The sequence below is a fragment of the Streptomyces sparsogenes subsp. cuspidosporus genome (genome assembly GCF_039532705.1).
Lineage (GTDB): Bacteria > Actinomycetota > Actinomycetes > Streptomycetales > Streptomycetaceae > Streptomyces > Streptomyces sparsogenes.
Window position 1 is genome coordinate 234,959 of record NZ_BAAASD010000008.1, and the last position, 19,658, is coordinate 254,616.

The 19,658-nt window shown below is 73.2% G+C and carries 20 protein-coding genes; 8 read left to right on the top strand and 12 right to left on the bottom strand.

Annotation, left to right across the window (positions count from 1 at the left end):
- Positions 1-2: 2 nt before the first annotated feature.
- The 5 genes from ABFY07_RS13505 to ABFY07_RS13525 all read right to left on the bottom strand — a co-directional run bounded on the left by ABFY07_RS13505 (position 3) and on the right by ABFY07_RS13525 (position 4,303).
- Positions 3-977, bottom strand: coding sequence for an aldo/keto reductase (locus tag ABFY07_RS13505; RefSeq protein ID WP_346174724.1), 975 nt, complete (start codon positions 975-977; stop codon positions 3-5).
- Positions 978-1,162: 185 nt separating this feature from the next.
- The gene (locus tag ABFY07_RS13510; protein ID WP_065966758.1) at positions 1,163-1,924 is read right to left on the bottom strand and encodes an SDR family oxidoreductase; all 762 of its coding nucleotides are present in this window, start codon (positions 1,922-1,924) and stop codon (positions 1,163-1,165) included.
- A 17-nt stretch (positions 1,925-1,941) separates the two neighbouring features.
- Positions 1,942-2,703 (bottom strand): 3-oxoacyl-ACP reductase FabG, encoded by a 762-nt coding sequence (gene fabG / locus ABFY07_RS13515; protein WP_346174725.1) that lies wholly within the window; start codon positions 2,701-2,703, stop codon positions 1,942-1,944.
- Between the two features lie 374 nt (positions 2,704-3,077).
- Positions 3,078-3,473, bottom strand: coding sequence for a DUF3037 domain-containing protein (locus ABFY07_RS13520; RefSeq protein ID WP_065966756.1), 396 nt, complete (start codon positions 3,471-3,473; stop codon positions 3,078-3,080).
- Positions 3,470-4,303 (bottom strand): HipA family kinase, encoded by an 834-nt coding sequence (locus ABFY07_RS13525; protein WP_346174726.1) that lies wholly within the window; start codon positions 4,301-4,303, stop codon positions 3,470-3,472. Before ABFY07_RS13525 ends, ABFY07_RS13520 begins: the two co-directional genes overlap by 4 nt.
- A 106-nt stretch (positions 4,304-4,409) precedes the next feature.
- Here ABFY07_RS13525 and ABFY07_RS13530 point away from each other — a divergent pair, with 106 nt between their 5' ends.
- Complete coding sequence (locus ABFY07_RS13530; RefSeq protein WP_346174727.1) at positions 4,410-4,847, top strand: Rieske (2Fe-2S) protein; 438 nt, start codon at positions 4,410-4,412, stop codon at positions 4,845-4,847.
- Positions 4,848-4,859: 12 nt separating this feature from the next.
- On the opposite strand, the gene ABFY07_RS13535 is transcribed toward ABFY07_RS13530, so the two are convergent.
- Entirely contained in the window at positions 4,860-5,507 is a 648-nt protein-coding gene (locus ABFY07_RS13535; RefSeq protein WP_346174728.1) for an isochorismatase family protein, read from the bottom strand.
- Between the two features lie 120 nt (positions 5,508-5,627).
- Between ABFY07_RS13535 and ABFY07_RS13540 the strand changes: the two genes are divergently transcribed.
- Complete coding sequence (locus tag ABFY07_RS13540) at positions 5,628-6,098, top strand: pyridoxamine 5'-phosphate oxidase family protein (protein ID WP_346174729.1); 471 nt, start codon at positions 5,628-5,630, stop codon at positions 6,096-6,098.
- Between the two features lie 78 nt (positions 6,099-6,176).
- On the opposite strand, the gene ABFY07_RS13545 is transcribed toward ABFY07_RS13540, so the two are convergent.
- Positions 6,177-7,085, bottom strand: coding sequence for a LysR family transcriptional regulator (locus ABFY07_RS13545; RefSeq protein ID WP_346174730.1), 909 nt, complete (start codon positions 7,083-7,085; stop codon positions 6,177-6,179).
- A 75-nt stretch (positions 7,086-7,160) separates the two neighbouring features.
- Here ABFY07_RS13545 and ABFY07_RS13550 point away from each other — a divergent pair, with 75 nt between their 5' ends.
- On the top strand, positions 7,161-8,153 hold the full coding sequence (locus ABFY07_RS13550) for a DMT family transporter (protein ID WP_346174731.1): 993 nt from the start codon (positions 7,161-7,163) through the stop codon (positions 8,151-8,153).
- Positions 8,154-8,166: 13 nt separating this feature from the next.
- On the opposite strand, the gene ABFY07_RS13555 is transcribed toward ABFY07_RS13550, so the two are convergent.
- Positions 8,167-9,498 carry an aminotransferase class I/II-fold pyridoxal phosphate-dependent enzyme gene (locus ABFY07_RS13555; RefSeq protein ID WP_346174732.1) on the bottom strand — a complete coding sequence of 444 codons (1,332 nt, stop codon included), beginning with the start codon at positions 9,496-9,498 and terminating at the stop codon, positions 8,167-8,169.
- 36 nt (positions 9,499-9,534) lie between these two features.
- Here ABFY07_RS13555 and ABFY07_RS13560 point away from each other — a divergent pair, with 36 nt between their 5' ends.
- Complete coding sequence (locus ABFY07_RS13560) at positions 9,535-10,212, top strand: pyridoxamine 5'-phosphate oxidase family protein (RefSeq protein WP_346174733.1); 678 nt, start codon at positions 9,535-9,537, stop codon at positions 10,210-10,212.
- On the opposite strand, the gene ABFY07_RS13565 is transcribed toward ABFY07_RS13560, so the two are convergent.
- Positions 10,199-11,209, bottom strand: a complete 1,011-nt coding sequence (locus ABFY07_RS13565) for an EamA family transporter (RefSeq protein WP_346174734.1) — start codon at positions 11,207-11,209, stop codon at positions 10,199-10,201. The two genes, ABFY07_RS13560 and ABFY07_RS13565, sit on opposite strands and share 14 nt — an antisense overlap.
- Before the next feature lie 204 nt (positions 11,210-11,413).
- Between ABFY07_RS13565 and ABFY07_RS13570 the strand changes: the two genes are divergently transcribed.
- The gene (locus ABFY07_RS13570; protein ID WP_346174735.1) at positions 11,414-11,842 is read left to right on the top strand and encodes a type II toxin-antitoxin system Rv0910 family toxin; all 429 of its coding nucleotides are present in this window, start codon (positions 11,414-11,416) and stop codon (positions 11,840-11,842) included.
- A gap of 61 nt (positions 11,843-11,903) precedes the next feature.
- Complete coding sequence (locus ABFY07_RS13575) at positions 11,904-12,731, top strand: PhzF family phenazine biosynthesis protein (protein WP_346174736.1); 828 nt, start codon at positions 11,904-11,906, stop codon at positions 12,729-12,731.
- A gap of 18 nt (positions 12,732-12,749) precedes the next feature.
- Here the strand turns inward: ABFY07_RS13575 and ABFY07_RS13580 are convergent, their stop codons facing one another.
- Together ABFY07_RS13580 and ABFY07_RS13585 are read right to left on the bottom strand one after the other, a co-directional pair.
- Positions 12,750-13,529, bottom strand: a complete 780-nt coding sequence (locus ABFY07_RS13580; RefSeq protein WP_346174760.1) for a CPBP family intramembrane glutamic endopeptidase — start codon at positions 13,527-13,529, stop codon at positions 12,750-12,752.
- A 108-nt stretch (positions 13,530-13,637) separates the two neighbouring features.
- Positions 13,638-15,143, bottom strand: a complete 1,506-nt coding sequence (locus ABFY07_RS13585) for a glutamate-cysteine ligase family protein (protein ID WP_346174737.1) — start codon at positions 15,141-15,143, stop codon at positions 13,638-13,640.
- A gap of 443 nt (positions 15,144-15,586) precedes the next feature.
- Here ABFY07_RS13585 and ABFY07_RS13590 point away from each other — a divergent pair, with 443 nt between their 5' ends.
- Both ABFY07_RS13590 and ABFY07_RS13595 read left to right on the top strand, forming a co-directional pair.
- Positions 15,587-16,171: a hypothetical protein gene (locus tag ABFY07_RS13590; RefSeq protein ID WP_065966743.1), complete on the top strand. Its 585-nt coding sequence runs from the start codon at positions 15,587-15,589 to the stop codon at positions 16,169-16,171.
- Positions 16,172-16,449: 278 nt separating this feature from the next.
- The gene (locus tag ABFY07_RS13595; protein ID WP_065966742.1) at positions 16,450-16,656 is read left to right on the top strand and encodes a DUF5999 family protein; all 207 of its coding nucleotides are present in this window, start codon (positions 16,450-16,452) and stop codon (positions 16,654-16,656) included.
- Positions 16,657-16,745: 89 nt separating this feature from the next.
- Here ABFY07_RS13595 and gcvP read toward each other — a convergent pair whose 3' ends face one another.
- Positions 16,746-19,640 (bottom strand): aminomethyl-transferring glycine dehydrogenase, encoded by a 2,895-nt coding sequence (gene gcvP, locus ABFY07_RS13600; RefSeq protein WP_346174738.1) that lies wholly within the window; start codon positions 19,638-19,640, stop codon positions 16,746-16,748.
- Positions 19,641-19,658 lie beyond the last annotated feature (18 nt).

Genomic DNA, 19,658 nt, shown 5'->3' on the forward strand with positions numbered 1-19,658 from the left:
GCTCAGGCGGCATCCAGCTTCGCCCGCAGCCCGTCGTCGAGCTCCAGGTCGACCGCGCCCAGCGCCTCCTCGAGCTGGGCCACGGAACTCACCCCGAGCACCGGGATCACCGGCTTGCGCGCCCCGATGAGCCAGGCGAGCACCACCTGGTTGGCGGTGGCGCCGGTCTCCCTCGCCACCTCGCGCAGCACCCTCAGCCGCCGCTCGGTGCCCGGGTGGTCGTACTGCTCGAGGACGCGCTTGTCGGCGCGGGTGTACGCGCCGTGGATCAGCGAGCCGTACGCCAGCAGCGTCATGTCCTCCTGGGTGCCGATGTAGTCGAGGAGGTCGGTCCCCGCGTAGCCCCGGTGGCCCTGGGTGCCGAAGCCGGCCCCAGGCCGCGGCTGGAGGTAGGTGTAGCGCTGCTGGACGCAGACGTAGCGGGCCAGGCCCCGGTCGGCGGCGTACTGCCGCGCCGCGGCCACCGCCCAGGAGGCGTGGTTGCTGCAGCCGAGAATCCCCACGGTGCCCTCCTCGACCAGCCCGGCGAACGCGCCGACGGTCTCCTCCATCGGCACCGTGGGGTCCTCGATGTGCGCGTAGTACAGGTCGACGCGGTCGGTGCCCAGCCGCCGCAGGCTGCCCTCGATACCGGCCCGCACGGTGTCGGCACCGAGGCCCTCCCAGTTGGCGGGCCACTCGGCGCCCCGCGCGGGGTCGGGCCGGGCGCCGACCTTGGTGGCGACGACGGTACTGTCGCGCCGGCCGCGGCTGCGCATCCAGCGGCCGAGCAGTTCCTCGCTCTCGTCGCCGGTGCCGCCCGGCGCCCAGATCGAGTAGTTGTTGGCGGTGTCGACGAACGTCCCGCCCGCCTCGGCGAACCGGTCGAGGACGGCGAAGGACGTCTCCTCGTCGACCGTGCTGCCGAACGGCAGAATGCCCAGGCACAGGGCGCTCACCTCGGGTCCGCCGCCGCCCGCCAGTGTCAGGTAGCGCATGGTACGCACCTCTCCTCACCACGAAGTCCCGGATGCCGGACCCGGTCGGGTCCGACACCCGGGACTGTGCTCGTTGGAGTGCGCGCGAAGGCAAGCCCCCCGCCACCGGCGATGGCGGGATCCGGCCGGGCGCGGCCGGATCCCGCCGCTTCGTCCACTCCGGCGGCTCGGGTGGCCGCCGCGGTTCAGTCCACTCCGGCCTTCAGGAAGATGCCGCCGTCGACCACCAGCGTCTGCCCGGTGATCCAGGCCGCGTGGTCGGAGGTGAGGAACGCGGCGACGCCGCCGATGTCCTCGGGCACGCCCAGCCGCCCCAGCGGGTAGGCCGCCGCGGCCTCCTCCTCCCGCCCCTCGTACAGCGCGGCCGCGAACTTGGTCTTCACCACCGCGGGGGCGATGGCGTTGACCCGCACGCCGGGCGCGAACTCGCGGGCGAGCTGCGCGGTGAGGTTGATCATGGCGGCCTTGCTCACCCCGTACGCCGCTATGAAGGGCGAGGTGGAGAGGCCGGCGACCGAGGCTATGTTGACCACCGCCCCGCCGTTGTCCTTCTGCCACGCCTTCCATGCCTGCTGGGCGAAGCCGAGCGCCGAGACGACGTTGGTCTCGAAGACCTTGCGCAGCACGCCCAGGTCGAGGTCGGCGATCGGCCCGAACACCGGGTTGGTGCCCGCGTTGTTGATCAGGAAGTCCAGCCGCCCGAACGCCTCCATCGCCCGCTCGACGGCGACCGCCTGGTGCGCCTCGTCATGGGCCTTTCCGGCCACGGCGATCACCCGGTCGGAGCCGAGCCGCTCGACGGCCTCCTTGAGGGCGTCCTCGTTGCGCCCGGTGATGCACACCCGGTCACCGCGCGCCACCAGCGCTTCGGCGATGCCGTATCCGATGCCGCGGCTGGCGCCCGTGACGAGCGCGGCGCGGCCGCTGTCCGACGTTCCCGTGGTCATGTGGTCCGTGTCTCCCGTCAGTTGAGCGGGCCGCCGGCCACGTACAGGACCTGGCCGGAGACGAATCCGGCCGCGTCACCGGTGAAGAAGGCGATGGCGTTCGCGATGTCGTCGGGCTGCCCGACGCGGCGCACCGGGATCTGGCCCGCCGCGGCCTCCTGGAACTCCTCGAAACCCATGCCGACGCGCTCGGCCGTGGCGGCGGTCATGTCGGTGGCGATGAAGCCGGGCGCGACGGCGTTGGCGGTGACGCCGAACTTGCCGAGCTCGATGGCCAGGGTCTTGGTGAAGCCCTGCAGCCCGGCCTTGGCCGCCGAGTAGTTGACCTGGCCGCGGTTGCCGAGGGCGGAGCTGCTGGAGAGGTTGACGATCCGGCCGAACTCCGCGTCCACCATGTACTTCTGACAGGCGCGCGACATCAGGAACGCGCCCCGCAGGTGGACGCCGATGACGGTGTCCCAGTCGCTGTCGCTCATCTTGAACAGCAGGTTGTCGCGGAGCACCCCGGCGTTGTTGACGAGGATCACCGGCGCGCCGAGCTCTTCGGCGACACGCCCGACCGCGGTCTCCACCTGGGCCGCGTCCGACACGTCGCAGCCCACGGCGATGGCGGTGCCGCCCGCGTCGGTGATCTTCTTCACGGTGTCCGCGCAGGACGCCTCGTCGAGGTCGAGCACGGCGACGGCGCGGCCCTCCCGCGCCAGGCGCACGGCGGTGGCCGCGCCGATGCCGCGGGCGGCGCCCGTCACGACGGCGACGCGCTGCTCGGTGGTGGACATGCGGGTTCTCCTCGCCTCGGTGGGGCTCACCGCCCGGACGACAAAGACGGTGAGCGACCGCTTAGTCGCTTCAGCAGACGAGACGCTAGAAGCCCCACCACGGCATGTCAACGACCGGACGCCCTTACGCGCTCGGCTCGCCTCCGGGCGCTCGCGGTATCGATCAGCGCCTCCGGCACGGGCGGTATCGACGGTCGTCGGCTTCGGTCACCCACGCGGCGGAGCCGCAAATCCAGCACAGCCCGAGCTCCCTGTGCCTCCTCCCTCTCACAGCACATGTCAGCGCCTCCGGCGCGGGCGGCGCGCCCTTCGGCTCGCTCGCTGGGCGGCTCGGCTCTCGCTCCCTGAGGCGGGCCGAGCCTGAAAAGGCCCCCTCAGCGCACCAGGAGGTCCAGCAGGCGCTCGGTCTCCGCCTCGGCGTCGGCGGTCAGGCCGGTGTGGACCGGGCCCGGCTGGACCACCGTGGAGCGGGGGGCGACCAGCCAGCGGAAGCGGCGCCCGGGGTCGTCGCCCGCGGCCTGTCCGGCCCGCTCCCCGCCGCCGCACACGTTCTCCACCGCGGCGAGCGCCGCCCGTACGCCCGCCACGTCCGCGTCGGGGTCCAGCGCGAGCAGCCTGGCCTCGTCCAGGTGGGTGCGGGCCGCCACGAAGGACTGCGCCCGGCAGTACACGACGACGCCCGCGTTGATCTGCTCGCCGCGCTCGACCCTGGGGACCACGCGCAGCAGCGCGTACTCGAAGACCTCGCGACCGCTGTGCCGCCCGTTCACTCCGACGCCTTTCCCTCGACCCAGATCCGCAGCCACTCCGGAGCCCGGGACGGCCTGTCCTCTTTCGACGGGCGCTGCCCGCCGAAGGTGATCCGGTCGCTGATCGTAGCGGCGCGCTCCAGCAGCAGCTCGACATAGCGGCGGCGCACCGCGTCCGGGCCGTCGAAGCCGGGCTCGTCGGTCAGCCACTCGTCGGGGACGTCGGCCGCGACCTCGGTCAGCAGCTCCTCGGTGATCCGCGGCGCCAGCGCCTCCGCGGCCGCCTCGATGTCCGGGGCGAAGGGGGCGAGGGCGTGGTCGGAGGCGTCGTAGGGCTTGGCGGCCACCGCCTGGGCGCCGCGCCAGCTGTGGTGCCAGATCATCGTCGCGCCGTGGTCGATGAGCCACAGCTTGCCGTGCCAGACCAGCATGTTCGGGTTGCGCCAGGACCTGTCGACGTTGCCGATGAGCGCGTCGAACCACACCACGTGCCCGGCCTCGGCGGAGCCCACCTCGAAGGCCAGCGGGTCGAAGCCGAGCGAGCCGGGGAGGTAGTCCATGCCGAGGTTGAGGCCGCCGCTGGCCTTGAGCAGGTCCTGGACCTCCTCGTCCGGCTCGCCCAGGCCGATCACCGGGTCCAGCTGGATCCGCACCAGGTCCGGCACGCGCAGCCCCAGGCGGCGGCCCAGCTGTCCGCAGATCACCTCGGCGACCAGGGTCTTGCGGCCCTGTCCGGCGCCGATGAACTTCATGACGTAGGTGCCGAGGTCGTCGGCCTCGACGATGCCGGGCAGCGATCCGCCTTCGCGCAGCGGTGTGACATACCGGGTCGCGGTGACTTCAGGGAGCATCCGCCCAGCTTATTGAGCACCGCAAGCGCATTTCGCGGCGGCTGAACGCTCGGGGCGCCGCGCACGTATCGTCTGGGGAAACGCAGGCTCATCAGGAGGCACCACCATGACGGAACCGGCGACCACCGGGCGGGCTACCACCCGCCGCTGCTTTCTCACCGCGGCCGGAGCGGCCGGGCTTGCGGCCGCGCTCACGGCGTGCGGCGGCGGTGACGACTCGAGCTCCGCGGCGCCGTCGCAGGGCGGCGGGGGCGAGGGCATGGAGCTGGCGAAGACCAGCGACATCCCCGAGGGCGGCGGGAAGGTCTTCGCGGACCACAAGATCGTGGTGACCCAGCCGAAGGCGGGCGAGTTCAAGGCGTTCTCGTCGGTGTGTCCGCACGCGGGGAATCCGGTCGGGGACGTCTCCGGCGGCACGATCAACTGTCCGTTCCACGGGAGCAAGTTCTCCATCACCGACGGCAGCGTGCAGGCCGGCCCGTCCCCCAAGCCGCTGCCCAGCGCCGAGATCGAGGTCAAGGGCGGCACCATCTCGATGGCCTGACGGCCGCGGGCCTCACCGCGCCCGGGCCCCGCGCCAGCCGGCGACGACCTCGTCGGCCGTGGTGACCGTGGCGACGAGGGCGAGGGTGTGGCGGACCATCGCCGGGGTGTAGTCGGCGGGCACCCCGGCGATGGCGTCGGCGGGGACCACGGCGGTGTAGCCGAGGTTGACCGCGTCGAAGACCGCGTTGGGGATCGCCACATTGGCCGACACGCCGGCGATGACGAGGGTGCGGCAGCCCAGATTGCGCAGCAGCGCGTCCACGTCGGTCCCGGCGATCGGCGACAGGCCGTGCAGCCGCCGCACGATCAGGTCCTCGGGCGCGACCGGGACCGGCTCGGCGATCCGTACGGCCTCGCTGCCGGTGAGCTGCTGGACCGGCAGCCGCTCGGCGGCCCGGAACAGCCGGGCGTTGCGCCCCGAGCCGCGCCCGTCGGCGCGCCGCTCGGCCACCGCGTGGAGCACCTGTACGGGCGTGTCGTGCGCGGCCGAGACCAGCCGCGCGACCGCGTCGAGGGCCCCGGAGTCGCGGGCCGCGGCGGCCAGTTCGGGCAGGGCGCCACGCGGGCCGACCACGCCGCGCTGACACTCCACGGTGAGCAGCGCGCAGGTCGCGGGATCGAGCAGCTCGGGCAGGGTCCGGCGGTCGTACGGCGGCATGGCGGCCTCCTGCGGGCGGCGTGTCCTCTCCGGCCGCGCGACGGTAGCGGCCATTGCCTTCGGAGGGAAGAGACCCCATCCTGTGCGGCACACACCAGTCACCGGGAGGTGCCGGGACCGATGGCCGTCACCCAGCGGCGGGGCCGCCGCGCCATGATGACCCCAGAAGAGCTGGACTCCTACCTCGCCGAGCGGCGCACCTGCCGGGTGGCGACGGTGGCCGCGGACGGGCGGCCGCACGTCAGCCCCCTGTGGTTCGGCTGGCACGGCGGCTCGCTGTGGCTGTACTCCCTCACCCGCAGCCGCCGCTGGGCGCAACTGCTGCGGGACCCCCGGGTCGCCGTGGTGATCGACGACGGGCACGACTACGGGGAACTGCGGGGCGTCGAGCTGACCGGCGCGGTGGAGGTCGTCGGCGAGGCTCCGCGCACCGGCGAGCCGTGTCCCGAGCTAGACACGCCCGAGCGGCTGTTCGCGGCCAAGTACTTCGGGCTGTCCGCCATGCCGCACGACGGCCGCCACGCGTGGCTGCGCCTGAGGCCCGAGACGATCAGCTCCTGGGACTTCCGCAAGCTCGGTCTCCCGGGCTGACGGATCCGCGCGGCGGCGCGGCTGCGCGGCGGCAGGGTCGGCGCGGCGCACGGTCGGCGCTGCGCCGCGGCCCGCGGCTCAGCCGCCGATCCGCTTGCCCACCTCGCGCAGGACGTCGACGGCCGCTCGGATCGAGGGCCGGCGGTCGGCGTCCGCGCGCCAGACGGCGTAGACATGGCGCCGCATGGTGTGGTGGCGCACCGGCACCACCCGCACCCCCTCGGGCACCGCGCCGCGGCCCAGCCGGGGCACCACGGCGACGCCGAGCCCGGCCGCGATCAGAGCGAGCTGGGTGTGGTGCTCCCGCGCGGTGTGGGAGATGCGCGGCTCCACGCCCTTGCCGCGCAGGGTGATCATCAGCCAGTCGAAGCAGAAGCCTCCCTTGGGCCAGGAGATCCACTCGTCGTTCGCGAACTCCTCCGGGTCCACCGCCTCCCGGTCGGCCAGCGGGTGGTCGGCGGGCATCGCCACGTCCACCGGGTCGTCCAGCAGCGGCGCCTTGACCAGCCCGTCGGGCATCGGCAGCGGCTTGTTGTACCAGTCCACGACGACGGCGAGGTCGATGTCGCCGCGGACCACCGCGGGCACCGACTCGTCGGGCTCCATCTCCTGCAGCCCGGCCCGCAGCTGCGGGTGCTCGACGCGCAGCCTGGAGAGGGCGGCGGGGAAGATGCCGCGCACGGCGGTGGGGAAGGCGCCCATCAGGAGTTCGCCGACCGCCTGGCCGCGCTGCGCCTCCAGGTCGGACTGGGCGAGCTCGACCTGGGAGAGGATGCGGGCTGCGTGGTCGGCGAGCAGCCGCCCGGCGTCGGTGAGGCGCACCCCGCGCCCGTTCTTGGCGAGCAGTTGCTGCCCGGTCTCGCGCTCCAGCTTGGCGAGTTGCTGCGAGACGGCGGAGGTCGTCACGTGCAGCCCTTCGGCTGCGCCGCTCACGGATCCGTGGCGGGACACGGCATACAGCGTACGGAGGCGATCCAGGCTCAACACATAAGCGATACTACGCGATAGCGCGCAGAAATTCTCGCTTGTCCTAAGAGGTCAGAAGGCGCCACAGTGAGGGCCATGAGCACAGCGACCGCCTCCCATACCCCCGCCACCAGGGCCGACACGCCCGACGCCGCCGTCGACGCCACAGCCGACACCGCCTCCGCCGCCACCCGCGGCCCGCTTCTGGACTGGCGGATCCGGTTCGGCGCGCTCTCGCTGATCTGGGGCTTCAGCTTTCTGTTCATCAAGGTCGGCACCGAGGCGTTCGCACCGCTGTACGTCACGCTGGGCCGCATGCTCTTCGGCACCGCCGTTCTGATGGCGGTCCTGGTGGTGAAGCGGGAGCGGCTGCCGCGTGGCGCCCGGGTCTGGGGCCATCTGTCGGTGGCGGCCTTCTTCCTCAACGCCCTGCCGTTCTCGCTGTTCGCGTACGCCGAGCTGACCATCCCCTCCACCCTGGCCGGCATCTGCAACGCGACCTCCCCGCTGTGGGGCATGGTGCTCGCCGTGGTGGCCGCCTCCGACGACCGGCCGACCCGGCGGCGCGTCGCGGGTCTGGGCATCGGCTTCGCCGGGGTGCTGGTGGTGCTCGGGGTCTGGCAGGGATTCTCCGGCCAGGACCCGGCGGGCACCGCGATGGCGCTGGCCGCCTCGCTCAGCTACGCGGTGGGCTGGCAGTACGTGCGGCGCACCCTGAGCGGCGTCGGCCGCTCCCACCTGGCGATGTCCGGCGCCCAGTTGCTGATGGGCACCGCCCAGCTGGCGGTCGTCACCCCGCTGTTCGCCCCGGCGCCCGGCTCCTTCCCGGTGCTGCCGCTGCTGTCGGTGGTCGCGCTGGGCGCGCTCGGCACCGGCTTCGCCTTCCTGGTGCAGTACGGCCTGGTCGAGGAGGTCGGCCCGACCACCGCCATGATGGTGACGTACTTCGTCCCGGTCATCGCGACCGCGGCGGGCGTGGCGATCCTCGGCGAGCACCTGACCTGGAACACTCCGGTCGGCGCGCTGATCGTGCTGGCGGGCGCGGCGCTGACCCAGAAGCGGCCCCGAGCCCGGGCGCCGCGCGCCTGACGGCCGGGGCGACTCAGCCATAGCGCCCCGCCGGGGCCGGTCCCCTCGCCGACGCCAGCGCGTCGGCGAGGGGACCGATGTCGTCCATGGCCAGCGCGGACACGGTCAGCCGCACCCCGGGCGACGAGGCGATCCGGAACCGCGCCCCGGGCGCGACCGCCCAGCCGGACTGCAGCAGCCGGGCGACGGCGCCCGTCTCGTCGGGGACCGGCACCCATACGTTCATCCCGCTACGGCCATGGGCGGCGATCCCGCGCTCGCCCAGCGCCCGCACCAGCGCCTCGCGCCGCGCGCCGTACGAGGCGGCGACCGCCGCCGGGTCCACCGCGCCGGTGCGCCACAGATGTGCCAGCGCGTCCTGCAGCAGATGGCTGACCCAGCCGGGGCCCAGCCGCTGCCGACCGCGCACCCGGTCCACGGTGACCCGGTCACCGGTGAGCTGGGCGATGCGCAGATCGGGCCCGTACGCCTTGGCCGCGGAGCGGACCAGCGCCCAGTGCTCCGTACCGCCCGCCAGCGGGTGCGGCGGCAGGTCCACGATGCCGTGGCCATGGTCGTCCTCGATCAGCAGCGTGTCCGGATGGCGGTCCAGCACCGCGCGCAGCTCGCGGGCGCGCGCGGCGCTCACCGAGGCGCCGGTCGGGTTCTGCGCCCGGCAGGTCACGATCAGCGCCCGCGCCCCCTTGCCCAGCGCTTCCTCGACCCGGTCCGGCAGCGGCCCGTCGTCGTCGAGCGCGACGGGGACGGTGCGCAGCCCCAGCGCGGGGACCAGGTCGAGCAGGCTGCCCCAGCCCGGGTCCTCGACCGCGACCGCGTCGCCGGGCCTCAGGTGGGCGGCGAGCACCCGCTCGATCGCGTCCAGCGAACCTGAGGTGACGGCGACGGGGCCGTCCGGCACCCCGTCCGCGTCGAGGGCGGCGCGGGCCGCCCGGGCGAGTTCCGGAGAGACCTCGGGGGTGCCGTACAGCGCCGGGTGCTCGGCGGCCCGCGCCGCGGCCGCGGCGAGTGCCGCGCCGAGCGGGGGCAGCAGGGCGGGGTCGGGGTTGCCGTCCCCGAGGTCCCGTACGCCCTCGGGGGCCTCGACGCGGATCAGCTCGCGGGAGGTGATGGCGGGGCGCTCGCGCACCCGGCTGCCCTTGCGGCCCGCGGTCTCGATCACTCCCCGGTCCCGCAGCGAGCGGTAGGCGGCGGCGACGGTATTGGGATTGACGCCCAGCTGTGCCGCCAACTCGCGCATGGGCGGCAGCAGTTGGCCCGGGTCCAGGTCACCGGCGCCCACCGCGCGCTCCACACTCGCGGCGATCTCGGCTGCGCGGCGCCCTTCGATCCGATACTCTCCTAGCACAAAGCCGATTTTGCACTAGTTCAAAGGAGTTGGCAAATGACCGTCGCGAGCGCCACCCCGGACGCCTACCAGCCGACCGACCGGACGGTGCCCACCCGGTCCCGCGAGCGCGCCTCGTACGACCGGGAGCTGGTGCACTCGATACTCGACGAGGGCTACGTCTGCCATCTGGGCTTCGTCCGCGACGGCGCCCCCGTGGTCCTGCCGACCCTGTACGGCCGGGTGGGCGAGCGGCTGTATGTGCACGGCTCGACCGGCTCCCGCCCGCTGCGGATGGCGGGCGGCGCCGAGGACCCCGGCCTGCCGGTGTGCCTGACCGTCACCCATGTCGACGGGCTGGTCCTGGCCCGTTCCGCCTTCCACCACTCCATCAACTACCGCTCGGTGGTGGTGCACGGCACCGCCCGCCAGGTGACCGACCCCACCGAGCGCGCCGCCGCGCTCGACGCCCTGGTCGACCACGTGGTGCCCGACCGGGCCGCCGACTCCCGGCCGGCCAACGCCAAGGAACTCGCCGCCACCGCCGTCCTCGCCCTGGACCTCGCCGAGGTCTCCGCGAAGGTGCGCGCCGGCGGCCCGAACGACGAGCCCGAGGACCTCGCGCTCCCCTACTGGAGCGGCGTACTGCCGGTCGCGCGCACCTACGGCACGCCGGTGCCCGCCGACGACCTGCCGGCCGACACGCCCGTGCCCGCCTACCTCACCCGCCGCTGACGAAGCCCGACCGGTCGGCGCCCTCGGCCGCGGCGAGGGGCGCCGATCCGGCCACCGGTTCGGCCACGGCCGCCTTCGGCGCCGAGGTCTGCGCGATGAACGCCCCGGCCAGCACCACAGCGCCGCCCACCACCTGCGGCAGCGAGAGGTGTTCGCCCAGCAGCACCCACGCCAGCACGGTGGCCACGACCGCCTCCAGACACGCCACCACCCCGGCCACCTGCGGCGACAGACTGCGCACCGAGAGGACCCCGGTGAGATAGGCGACCACCGTCGCCACCAGGACGATCCACCCGAGCAGCAGCACGGCCGGCACCCGCGCCCCCGCCAGGTCGGCCCGGCCGGCCAGCACCGACCAGTCCAGGTCCCACGGGCGCGCCACGACGGTCAGCGCCACCATGCCGACGAGCAGCCCGTGCGCGATGACGCCCAGCGGATCCGCGGCGTCCTCGCCGTCGCTGCCGTGGTCGGACAGGACGAAGTAGCCGACCTGGCAGCAGGCGGCCGCCAGGGCGAGCAGCAGCCCCACCGCGTCGAACCGCAGCCCCGACCAGACCTCCACCACACAGGCCAGCCCGCCGACCGCGAGGACGACCCCCACCGCGGCGGCGCCGCTCACCGGCCGCCGCTGGACGAACCGCACCCAGCCGAGCACCAGGGCGGGGGCCAGATATTCGACGAGCAGCGCGACACCCACCGGGATGCGGGAGAGCGCGCCGAAGTAACAGGCCTGCACCCCCGCCACGGCCAGCAGCCCGAACCCCACCAGCAGGGCGGGGCGGCGGGCGGGCAGGTCCCGGTGGCGCCAGGCGACCGGGAGCATGACGAGGGCGGCGCCCGCCACCCGCAGCCAGGTGACGTGGAGCGGTTCCAGACCCGCCTCGATCAGCGGTTTGGCCGCCACCCCCGACCCGCCGAACGCGCACGCCGACGCGAGCGCGAGCCCCAGCCCCGCGTTTCTCGTCCGGCCCGGACCCTGCCCCTGAGTGTCGTGCATTGCGTCATCATGTCAGCTCGCCGACAGGACCGTCACGTCGTTGACTGCTGGCGCACCCCGCCGCCCGACCAGAACTGATGACCCGTCAGTATTGAATGTTCGAGGCACCGGGGCTACGTTGCGCGACACCGCCGGGGCACCCGAGCCGCGGCGCCCTAGCCCATCGACCTGATCGTCGCGGAATCCCGCGGAAGGGGTGGTCCCATGGCCGAGGTCAGCGCCCAGGCGCGCATCGAGGCACCGCCCGAGAAGGTGTGGGCCCGGCTGACGGACTTCTCCTCGTACGGCCAGTGGAACGCCACCCACACCGGCTTCCCCGGGGGCGGCCCCGCCTCGCTCGAGGTGGGGACGGTCTACCAGGAGAACATGAAGCTGATGGGGTTTCCGGCCGAAGTGGCCTGGACCGTCGAGGCCTGCGAGCCGGCCCGGCTGCTCGCCACCCGGGGCAAGGGGCCCATGGGGGTGAGCCTGGCCATGCGGTACTCCCTCACCCCGGACGGCGACGCCACGACGGTCCGCGCCGACAGCGAGTTCACCGGCGCCGCGGTCTCCCTCATGTCCGGGAAGCTCAAGGACTCGGCGGCCGCCGCCCTCGACGAGTCGCTGCGCAGGCTCGCCGGGCTGGTCACCTGAGGGGTCCACCCTGCCGCGATTGGCCATGGCCGGCGCGCCCGCCGGCCCCTACGGTCACCCCATGCGCATCCGAATCGTCGACGCCTTCACCGACCGCCCCTTCGCCGGCAACCCGGCCGGAGTCGTCCTCCTCGACACCAACGCCTTCCCCGAGGACGACCGGCTGCAGCGGATCGCCGCCGAGGTCAACCTGTCCGAGACCGCGTTCGCCCACCCACTGCCCGAGGGCGCGGAGGCCGACTGGGCGCTGCGCTGGTTCACCCCGGTCACCGAGGCGCGCATGTGCGGCCACGCCACCCTGGCGACCGCCCATGTGCTGGGCACCACGGGCGCCGCGACCGGCACGGTCCGCTTCGCCACCCTCAGCGGGGTGCTCTCGGCGACGGCCGGCGACAGCGGCATGATCACCCTGGACTTCCCCACCGCGCGGCTGACCGCGCTCGACGTGGCCCAGGACGCGGCCGGCGCCGTCGTCGGCGCGCTCGGCGCCGAGGCCCGGTCCGTCCACCAGGCCGGCCCGTACATCGACTACCTCGTCGTGGAGGTGGCCGACGAGTCGGCCGTGCACAGGCTGGCCCCGGACCTCACCGCGCTCGCGCGGAGCGGCCCCCGGGGCTGTGCCGTGACCGCGGCCGCCGAGGACCCGGCCCGGGGCTACGACTTCGTCTCGCGCTTCTTCGCCCCGGCCTGCGGCATCGGCGAGGACCCGGTGACCGGCAGCGCGCACACCGCCCTCGCGCCCTTCTGGTCCGCGCGCCTCGGCCGCGACGAGCTGACCGGACTGCAGGCGTCCGCCCGCGGCGGGCTGGTCCGTACGGCGCTGCGCGGCGACCGCACGCTGCTGACCGGCGCCGCGGTCACCGTCATCGAGGGGGAGTTGCTCGCGTAGCTTCTTCCCGGAGGCCGGTCAGGCCGTGGGGAGCCAGTCCACCCGGCCCGCCAGCGCGGCGTATCCGACGAAGGCCACGATGTCGATCAGCGCGTGCGCGGCGACCAGCGGCCCGACCCGGCCCCAGCGGCGGTAGAGGAGGACGAACACCACGCCCATCGCCATGTTGCCGAAGAAGCCGCCGATGCCCTGGTAGAGGTGGTACGAGCCGCGCAGCACCGAGCTCGCCACCAGCGCGGCCATCGGCGTCCAGCCCAGCTGCCCGAGCCTGCGCAGCAGATAGCCGACGACGATCACCTCCTCCAGCACGGCGTTCTGCACGGCGGAGGCGATCAGCACGGGGATCTTCCACCACACGTCGGGCAGTGCCTCGGGCACCACCGTCAGATTGGCCCCGGCGGCCCGTGCCCCGAGATAGAGCAGCAGCCCCGTGCCGCCTATCCCGGCGGCCACCGCGGCGCCCCGGCTCAGGTCGAAGACCGGGCGCCGCCGGTCGAAGCCGATGGCGCGCAGCCCGGCGCCCTCGCGCAGCAGCAGATGGGCCACCAGCGCGACCGGCACCAGCGCGGTGGCGATCCCGAAGAGCTGCCAGGCCAGGTCGAGCCAGGGCCTGCCCGGCGCCTGGGAGGCGTTGAGCGTGGCCGCCTTGTCCTTCAGCCCGCCGGGCGCGGTGACCGAGCCGATGAAACTGATCAGCGCCGACACACCGCTCGCGCCGAGCGACAAGGCCAGTACCAGCAGCGTCTCATGCCGCAGGCCGCGTTCCGAGAGCCTGCCCCCGGGCGGGGAAAGCTCCATGTCCCGCGCGTGTGACTGCACCCCTGCCTCCAGTTCCGGTCCGGACCACTCACCACGCAGGACCCTAAGCGGTCCGGGCCCGCCGCGCGCTGAGACCCCGGCCCGCGCTCAGCCGGAGCAGCCGGCCGGCCAGGTGTGGACGGGGTCGCCGATGTGCATCAGCTCGCAGTAGCGGCGGGTCATGGCCGCCAGCGCGCCGTCCCGGTCGAGCCCCCTCTCCCGCGCCTCGTGGTAGGCGGCGACCTGCCAGGACGCGCCGTTGACCTTCCGCCGGCAGCGCTGCTCGACGATCCCCAGGTAGCGGTCGCGGTCCGCGGGCTCGACGCCCCACGCGTCGAGCCCGGCGGCGGCCAGCGGCAGCAGCTCCTCCTGGACGAGCCGGACGGCGGGGACGTTCACCGTGGAAGAGGAACGGCCGCCCGGCTTGGGCCACCGCAGGACGGCGTCGATGCCGTCGCGGCAGGCGGTGTCGAAGTTGGCCGCCGCGGCCTCGAAGGGCAGCCGCTTCCAGATCGGGCGCGGCTCCTCGGCGAGCGCCCGCACCAGGCCGTAGTAGAAGGCGGCGTTGGCGATCACGTCGCTGACGGTGGGCCCGGCGGGCAGCACCCGGTTCTCCACCCGCAGGTGCGGCACGCCGTCGGCGACCGCGTACACGGGGCGGTTCCAGCGGTAGATCGTGCCGTTGTGCAGCACCAGCTCGTGCAGCTGCGGGACCCCGCCCTCGTCCAGCACCCGCAGCGGGTCCTCTTCCTCCGATGTCGACAGCAGCGGCGGGAAGAAGCGCAGGTTCTCCTCGAAGAGCTCGTACGCGTCATTGATCCAGCGCTCGCCGAACCAGGTCCGCGGGCGGACGCCCTGGGCCGCGAACTCCGGCGGACGGACGTCGGTGGCCTGCTGGAACAGCGGCGGCCGGGACTCGCGCCACACCTCGCGGCCGAACAGGAAGGGGGAGTTGGCGCCCACCGCGATCTGTGCGGCGGCCACCGCCTGGGCCGCGTTCCACACGGCCGCGAAGCGGCCGGGGGTCACCTGCAGATGTAGCTGGACGGAGGTGCAGGCGGCCTCGGGGGCGATCGAGCCGGAGGCGTAGCGGAACCGCTCCTCGCCCTCGACGTCGATCAGGAAATCCTCGCCGCGGGCGGCCAGCATCTGTTCGTTGAGGAGTTTGTAGCGGTCGTCGTAGGAGAGGTTGGTGGATCCCAGGTCGCGTGCGGCGAGGGTCGGGAGAATTCCGATCATAACGATCTCGGAGGACACTTCTCCGGCTTTGCGATCGGCATATGACAACCCGGTCCTGAGCTCTTCCGCCAACTGGTCGAGAACCCTTCCGGACAAACGGTGGGGCACGATGTTTACTTCAAGATTGCACTGCCCGAGTTCGGTCTGGAAATCATGGCTCGCGATTCTCTCCAGAACCTCCGTGTTCATCATCCTCGGCATCCCGTCGGCGTCCGCGAGATTCAGCTCGATCTCCAGCCCCATGAGATTCTTCGGGCGGTCGAATCGCCTCTCGGCCAGGAGCCGGGCCAGCGCCTCGAGGCCCTTCCGGAGCCTCGCGCGCTGCCGCTGCCGGCCGGACGGATCGAACTCCCCGGCTATGACCTTGTCCCCCATCGAAGCGTCCTTCCTCAAGTGGATCAGCGGCGCCGGCCGCGTACATCACGCTCGATGATGCCCAGCCAATGTGATCGATAACGCCCCGCGCGGGCGGCTCAGCCGATAGGCTCTGCACAGCACCGGATTGTCGTGACGAAAAACACCGGCGAGATCAAGCCTACCCGGCGTGGGTTAAAATGCCAGGTCATATCCGTGCATATGGCAGAGAATCGGCGAAAATGCCCGGGCCCTGGCGGACCGGATAAGTGCTTGCCCGCAATACCGGGGACAGGTACATGAAACACGACGGGAACACTTGTCGTATAAGCTCGGTAACCGAGGCAGAGAGACCGTTCCCTGACGTTCGCTCAGGCCCCCTCTGACCCGCGCACACCCCCAGCGCCATTCGTACCTGGCACGCCAGCGCTCCACCGTGTCTCCGAAGTGAGAGGCGACCCACCATGCCGCTGCACGTCCCTCCGGCTCCAGCGCCTGCTCTGAACAGCATCCGCACGGCCCTTGGCTCTCCCACCGCCGCCCGCACCCCGGTCCTCGGCTCCCTGGACGGACCCTTCGAGCTGGAACTCCCCCTGCCCGTCCACGTCCTGGACGACATCACCGCCGCCGACGGCCCGCCGCGCGCCCGACTCACCGGATGGCGGTTCCTGATCCGCGACGGTGACCGTACGGCGGCCTCCGCCGAGGCGATGCTGGCCGCCGACGGCTGGGTGTTCTCCCACTTCTCCGAAGGTCCGTACGTGGCCTCGGCCGAACAGGCGCTGCGCCAGGCCGAGTCGCTGCCCTCGGTGTACCAGCCCCGTCTGCTGTCCATCCCCGAGTTGTACATGCTGACGCTGTGGCTGCGCGGCGACCCGGCCGCCGACCCCGCCGAGGGCCACCTCGCCGCCGCCGACCTGCTGGTGCCGCTGACCCCCGCCCCGCCCGGGATCGCCGCCCACCGCCCGCACCGCGCGGCTGACCTGCTGCCGGTGCTGACCCTGCGGCTGACGCCGACGCCGACCCCCCTGCTCGGCTCCTCCGCCTGACCCGCCCGCGGCCGGCCGCCGCCCGCGCCCGAAGCGCCCCGTGATCCGAGGAGGGATCACGGGGCGCTTCGCCGCAGGCTCGTAACAGTCCCGCCATGATGAACCGACGCACGCCCGAATGCGTCATCATCTAGCAGTACCGGTGCCGCGAAATCCCTGCGGGAACCGGCCCGTAGGGCAACACTGGGAGCAACGAACCGACTGACCAACGGGGGGCGGCCATGACTGCCGCGGCAAGCCACAGGAAACCCACCACACCACAGCGAGAGATCCCTTCCATGTGCCAGCATCAGCCACCGTGCCCGTCAGCCGACTCCGCCGACCGGGAGGCCGCCCATCTCGTGGCGCACCACCCCGAGCAGGGCTGGAGCCTGTTGTGCAATGGCGTCCTCCTCTTCGAGGACACCGGTGAGCTGCTGCCGGACGGGCAGGTCATCGCGCCGCGCCGACCGCTGGACGCCGAGCGCGTCGTCACCGCGGCCTAGCGGCCCGACACCTCCCGCCCGCAGATTGATTCAAGGGGCCGGCCCGGCGCCCGCGCCGCACCGGCCCCGTATCCGACCGGGCGTGCCGGTCAGCTGTCGTACGACTCCAGCGGCGGGCAGGAGCAGACCAGGTTGCGGTCGCCGAAGGCGCCGTCGATCCGCCGCACCGGGGGCCAGTACTTGTCGGACGCCGACACCCCGGCCGGGAAGGCCGCCTCCGACCGGGTGTAGGGGTGCGCCCACTCCCCGCTCAGCGCGGCCGCCGTGTGCGGGGCGTTCCGCAGCGGATTGTCGTCCTCGGGCCACTCCCCCGAGCCGACCTTCTCGATCTCCGCCCGGATGGCGATCATCGCCTCGCAGAACCGGTCCAGCTCCGCCAGGTCCTCGCTCTCCGTCGGCTCGATCATCAGCGTGCCGGCGACCGGGAAGGACATCGTGGGCGCGTGGAACCCGTAGTCCACCAGCCGCTTCGCGACATCGTCGACGCTCACCCCGGTCGCCTTGGTCAGCGGCCGCAGGTCGATGATGCACTCGTGGGCGACCAGGCCGCCGGGGCCGGTGTAGAGCACCGGGTAGTGCGGCTCCAGCCGCTTGGCGATGTAGTTGGCGCTGAGCACCGCCACCTGGGTCGCCCGGCGCAGCCCCTCGGCGCCCATCAGCCGCACGTACGCCCACGAGATCGGCAGGATGCCCGCCGAACCCCAGGGCGCGGCCGCGACCGGGCCCACCCCGGTCGCCGGGCCCGCCGCGGGCTGCAGCGGGTGGTTGGGCAGGTACGGCGCCAGGTGCTCGCGCACCGCGACCGGGCCCACGCCGGGGCCGCCGCCGCCGTGCGGGATGCAGAAGGTCTTGTGCAGGTTCAGGTGGGAGACATCGCCGCCGAACCGGCCCGGCCGGGCCAGCCCCACCAGCGCGTTGAGGTTCGCGCCGTCCACGTAGACCTGGCCGCCCGCGTCGTGCACGGCCGCGCAGATCTCGCCGATGTGCTCCTCGAACACGCCGTGCGTGGAGGGGTAGGTGACCATCAGGACGGCCAGCTCGTCGCCGTACCGCTCGATCTTGGCGCGCAGGTCGTCGGCGTCCACCTCGCCGTCCTCGCCGGTCTTGACCACGACGACCTTCATGCCCGCCATCACGGCGCTGGCGGCGTTGGTGCCGTGCGCGGAGGACGGGATGAGGCAGACGGTGCGGCGCTCGTCGCCGTTGGCCCGGTGGTAGGCCCGGACGGCCAGCAGCCCGGCCAGCTCGCCCTGCGATCCGGCGTTCGGCTGCAGGGACACCTTGTCGTAGCCGGTGACCTCGGCCAGCCGCTCCTCCAGCTCGCGGATCAGCGTCAGATAGCCCTGGGCCTGCTCGACGGGCGCGAAGGGGTGCAGCGCCCCGAACTCCGGCCAGGTGACCGGCTCCATCTCGGTGGTGGCGTTCAGCTTCATGGTGCAGGAGCCGAGCGGGATCATGCCCCGGTCCAGGGCGTAGTCGCGGTCGGCCAGGCGCCGCAGGTAGCGCAGCATCGCGGTCTCGGAGCGGTGCCGGTGGAAGACCGGGTGGGTCAGATACGTGTCGGTGCGCAGCAGCTCGGCGGGGAGCGCGTCGGCCGCCGCGGCGTCCAGCTCGTCGATGGCCGGCAGGCCGCCGTCCACGCCGAAGGCCGACCACACGGCGGCCAGCTGGGCCCGTCCGGTGGTCTCGTCGCAGGCGATGCCCACGTGGTCGGCGTCGGTCAGGCGCAGATTGACCCCGGCCTCGCGGGCCGCGGTCACGACCTCGGCGGCCCGGCCCGGGACATGGGCGGTGAGGGTGTCGAAGAACGCCCCGTGCACGATCTCCACGCCCCCGGCGCGCAGCCCCTCGGCGAGCACGGCCGCGTAGCGGTGGGTGCGCCGGGCGATGGTCCGCAGGCCCTCCGGGCCGTGGTAGACGGCGTACATGCCGGCCATCACGGCGAGCAGCACCTGGGCGGTGCAGATGTTGCTGGTGGCCTTCTCGCGGCGGATGTGCTGCTCGCGGGTCTGCAGGGCAAGGCGGTACGCCTTGTCGCCGTCGGCGTCGACCGAGACGCCCACCAGCCGGCCGGGCAGGCTGCGGGCGTAGGCCTCGCGAACGGCCATGAAGCCGGCGTGCGGCCCGCCGAAGCCCATCGGCACCCCGAACCGCTGGCTGCTGCCGACCGCGATGTCGGCGCCCAGCTCCCCGGGCGGGGTGAGCAGGGTGAGGGCGAGCAGGTCCGCGGCGACGGTGACCACGGCGCCCAGCTCATGGGCCCGCTCGATGACCGGGCGGAGGTCCCGGACGGCGCCGGAGGCCCCGGGGTACTGGAGCAGCACGCCGAACACGCCGCGCTCGGCCACCTCGGCCGGTATGCCCTGCGAGAGGTCGGTGACGACCACCTCGACGCCGGTGGGCTCGGCCCGGGTCCGGATGACCGCGACGGTCTGCGGCAGAGCGTCGGCGTCGACCAGGAACACGCCCTGCTTGACCTTGCCCACCCGCCGGGACAGCGCCATGGCCTCGGCGGCGGCGGTGGCCTCGTCGAGCAGCGAGGCGCCGGCGGTGGGCAGCCCGGTGAGATCGGCGACGACCGTCTGGAAGTTGAGCAGCGCCTCCAGCCTGCCCTGGGAGATCTCGGGCTGGTAGGGCGTGTACGCCGTGTACCAGGCCGGGTTCTCCAGCACATTGCGCAGGATCACCGGAGGGGTGAAGGTCCCGTGGTAGCCCAGGCCGATCATGGGGGCGAGCAGCTGGTTGCGCTCGGCGAGGCCGCGCAGCTCGGCCAGCACCTCGGCCTCGCTGCGGGCCGGGGGCAGCCCCAGCTGCTCGGTGCTCTTGATGACGTCCGGAACGGCGGCCTGGGTGAGTTCGTCGAGCGAGCCGAACCCGACCTGCGCGAGCATCTTGGCCTGCGCCTCGGCGTCGGGTCCCACATGGCGCTGCTCGAATGGCGTACCGCGCTCGAGCTCGGTCAGTGAGGTGCGGTTGGCGGTCATCTGCGAGGCCTCCTGGTC

Excerpts from the sequence above, each read along its gene's own strand:
- ABFY07_RS13560 (WP_346174733.1), top strand. The coding sequence starts at position 9,535 with ATGACCGTCGCGAGCGCCACCCCGGACGCCTACCAGCCGACCGACCGG.
- ABFY07_RS13570 (WP_346174735.1), top strand. The coding sequence starts at position 11,414 with ATGGCCGAGGTCAGCGCCCAGGCGCGCATCGAGGCACCGCCCGAGAAG.
- ABFY07_RS13590 (WP_065966743.1), top strand. The coding sequence starts at position 15,587 with ATGCCGCTGCACGTCCCTCCGGCTCCAGCGCCTGCTCTGAACAGCATC.
- ABFY07_RS13575 (WP_346174736.1), top strand. The coding sequence starts at position 11,904 with ATGCGCATCCGAATCGTCGACGCCTTCACCGACCGCCCCTTCGCCGGC.
- ABFY07_RS13530 (WP_346174727.1), top strand. The coding sequence starts at position 4,410 with ATGACGGAACCGGCGACCACCGGGCGGGCTACCACCCGCCGCTGCTTT.
- ABFY07_RS13550 (WP_346174731.1), top strand. The coding sequence starts at position 7,161 with ATGAGCACAGCGACCGCCTCCCATACCCCCGCCACCAGGGCCGACACG.
- ABFY07_RS13505 (WP_346174724.1), bottom strand. The coding sequence starts at position 977 with ATGCGCTACCTGACACTGGCGGGCGGCGGCGGACCCGAGGTGAGCGCC.
- ABFY07_RS13595 (WP_065966742.1), top strand. The coding sequence starts at position 16,450 with ATGTGCCAGCATCAGCCACCGTGCCCGTCAGCCGACTCCGCCGACCGG.
- ABFY07_RS13565 (WP_346174734.1), bottom strand. The coding sequence starts at position 11,209 with ATGCACGACACTCAGGGGCAGGGTCCGGGCCGGACGAGAAACGCGGGG.
- ABFY07_RS13525 (WP_346174726.1), bottom strand. The coding sequence starts at position 4,303 with ATGCTCCCTGAAGTCACCGCGACCCGGTATGTCACACCGCTGCGCGAA.
- ABFY07_RS13580 (WP_346174760.1), bottom strand. The coding sequence starts at position 13,529 with ATGGAGCTTTCCCCGCCCGGGGGCAGGCTCTCGGAACGCGGCCTGCGG.
- ABFY07_RS13510 (WP_065966758.1), bottom strand. The coding sequence starts at position 1,924 with ATGACCACGGGAACGTCGGACAGCGGCCGCGCCGCGCTCGTCACGGGC.
- ABFY07_RS13585 (WP_346174737.1), bottom strand. The coding sequence starts at position 15,143 with ATGGGGGACAAGGTCATAGCCGGGGAGTTCGATCCGTCCGGCCGGCAG.
- ABFY07_RS13535 (WP_346174728.1), bottom strand. The coding sequence starts at position 5,507 with ATGCCGCCGTACGACCGCCGGACCCTGCCCGAGCTGCTCGATCCCGCG.
- fabG (WP_346174725.1), bottom strand. The coding sequence starts at position 2,703 with ATGTCCACCACCGAGCAGCGCGTCGCCGTCGTGACGGGCGCCGCCCGC.
- gcvP (WP_346174738.1), bottom strand. The coding sequence starts at position 19,640 with ATGACCGCCAACCGCACCTCACTGACCGAGCTCGAGCGCGGTACGCCA.
- ABFY07_RS13540 (WP_346174729.1), top strand. The coding sequence starts at position 5,628 with ATGGCCGTCACCCAGCGGCGGGGCCGCCGCGCCATGATGACCCCAGAA.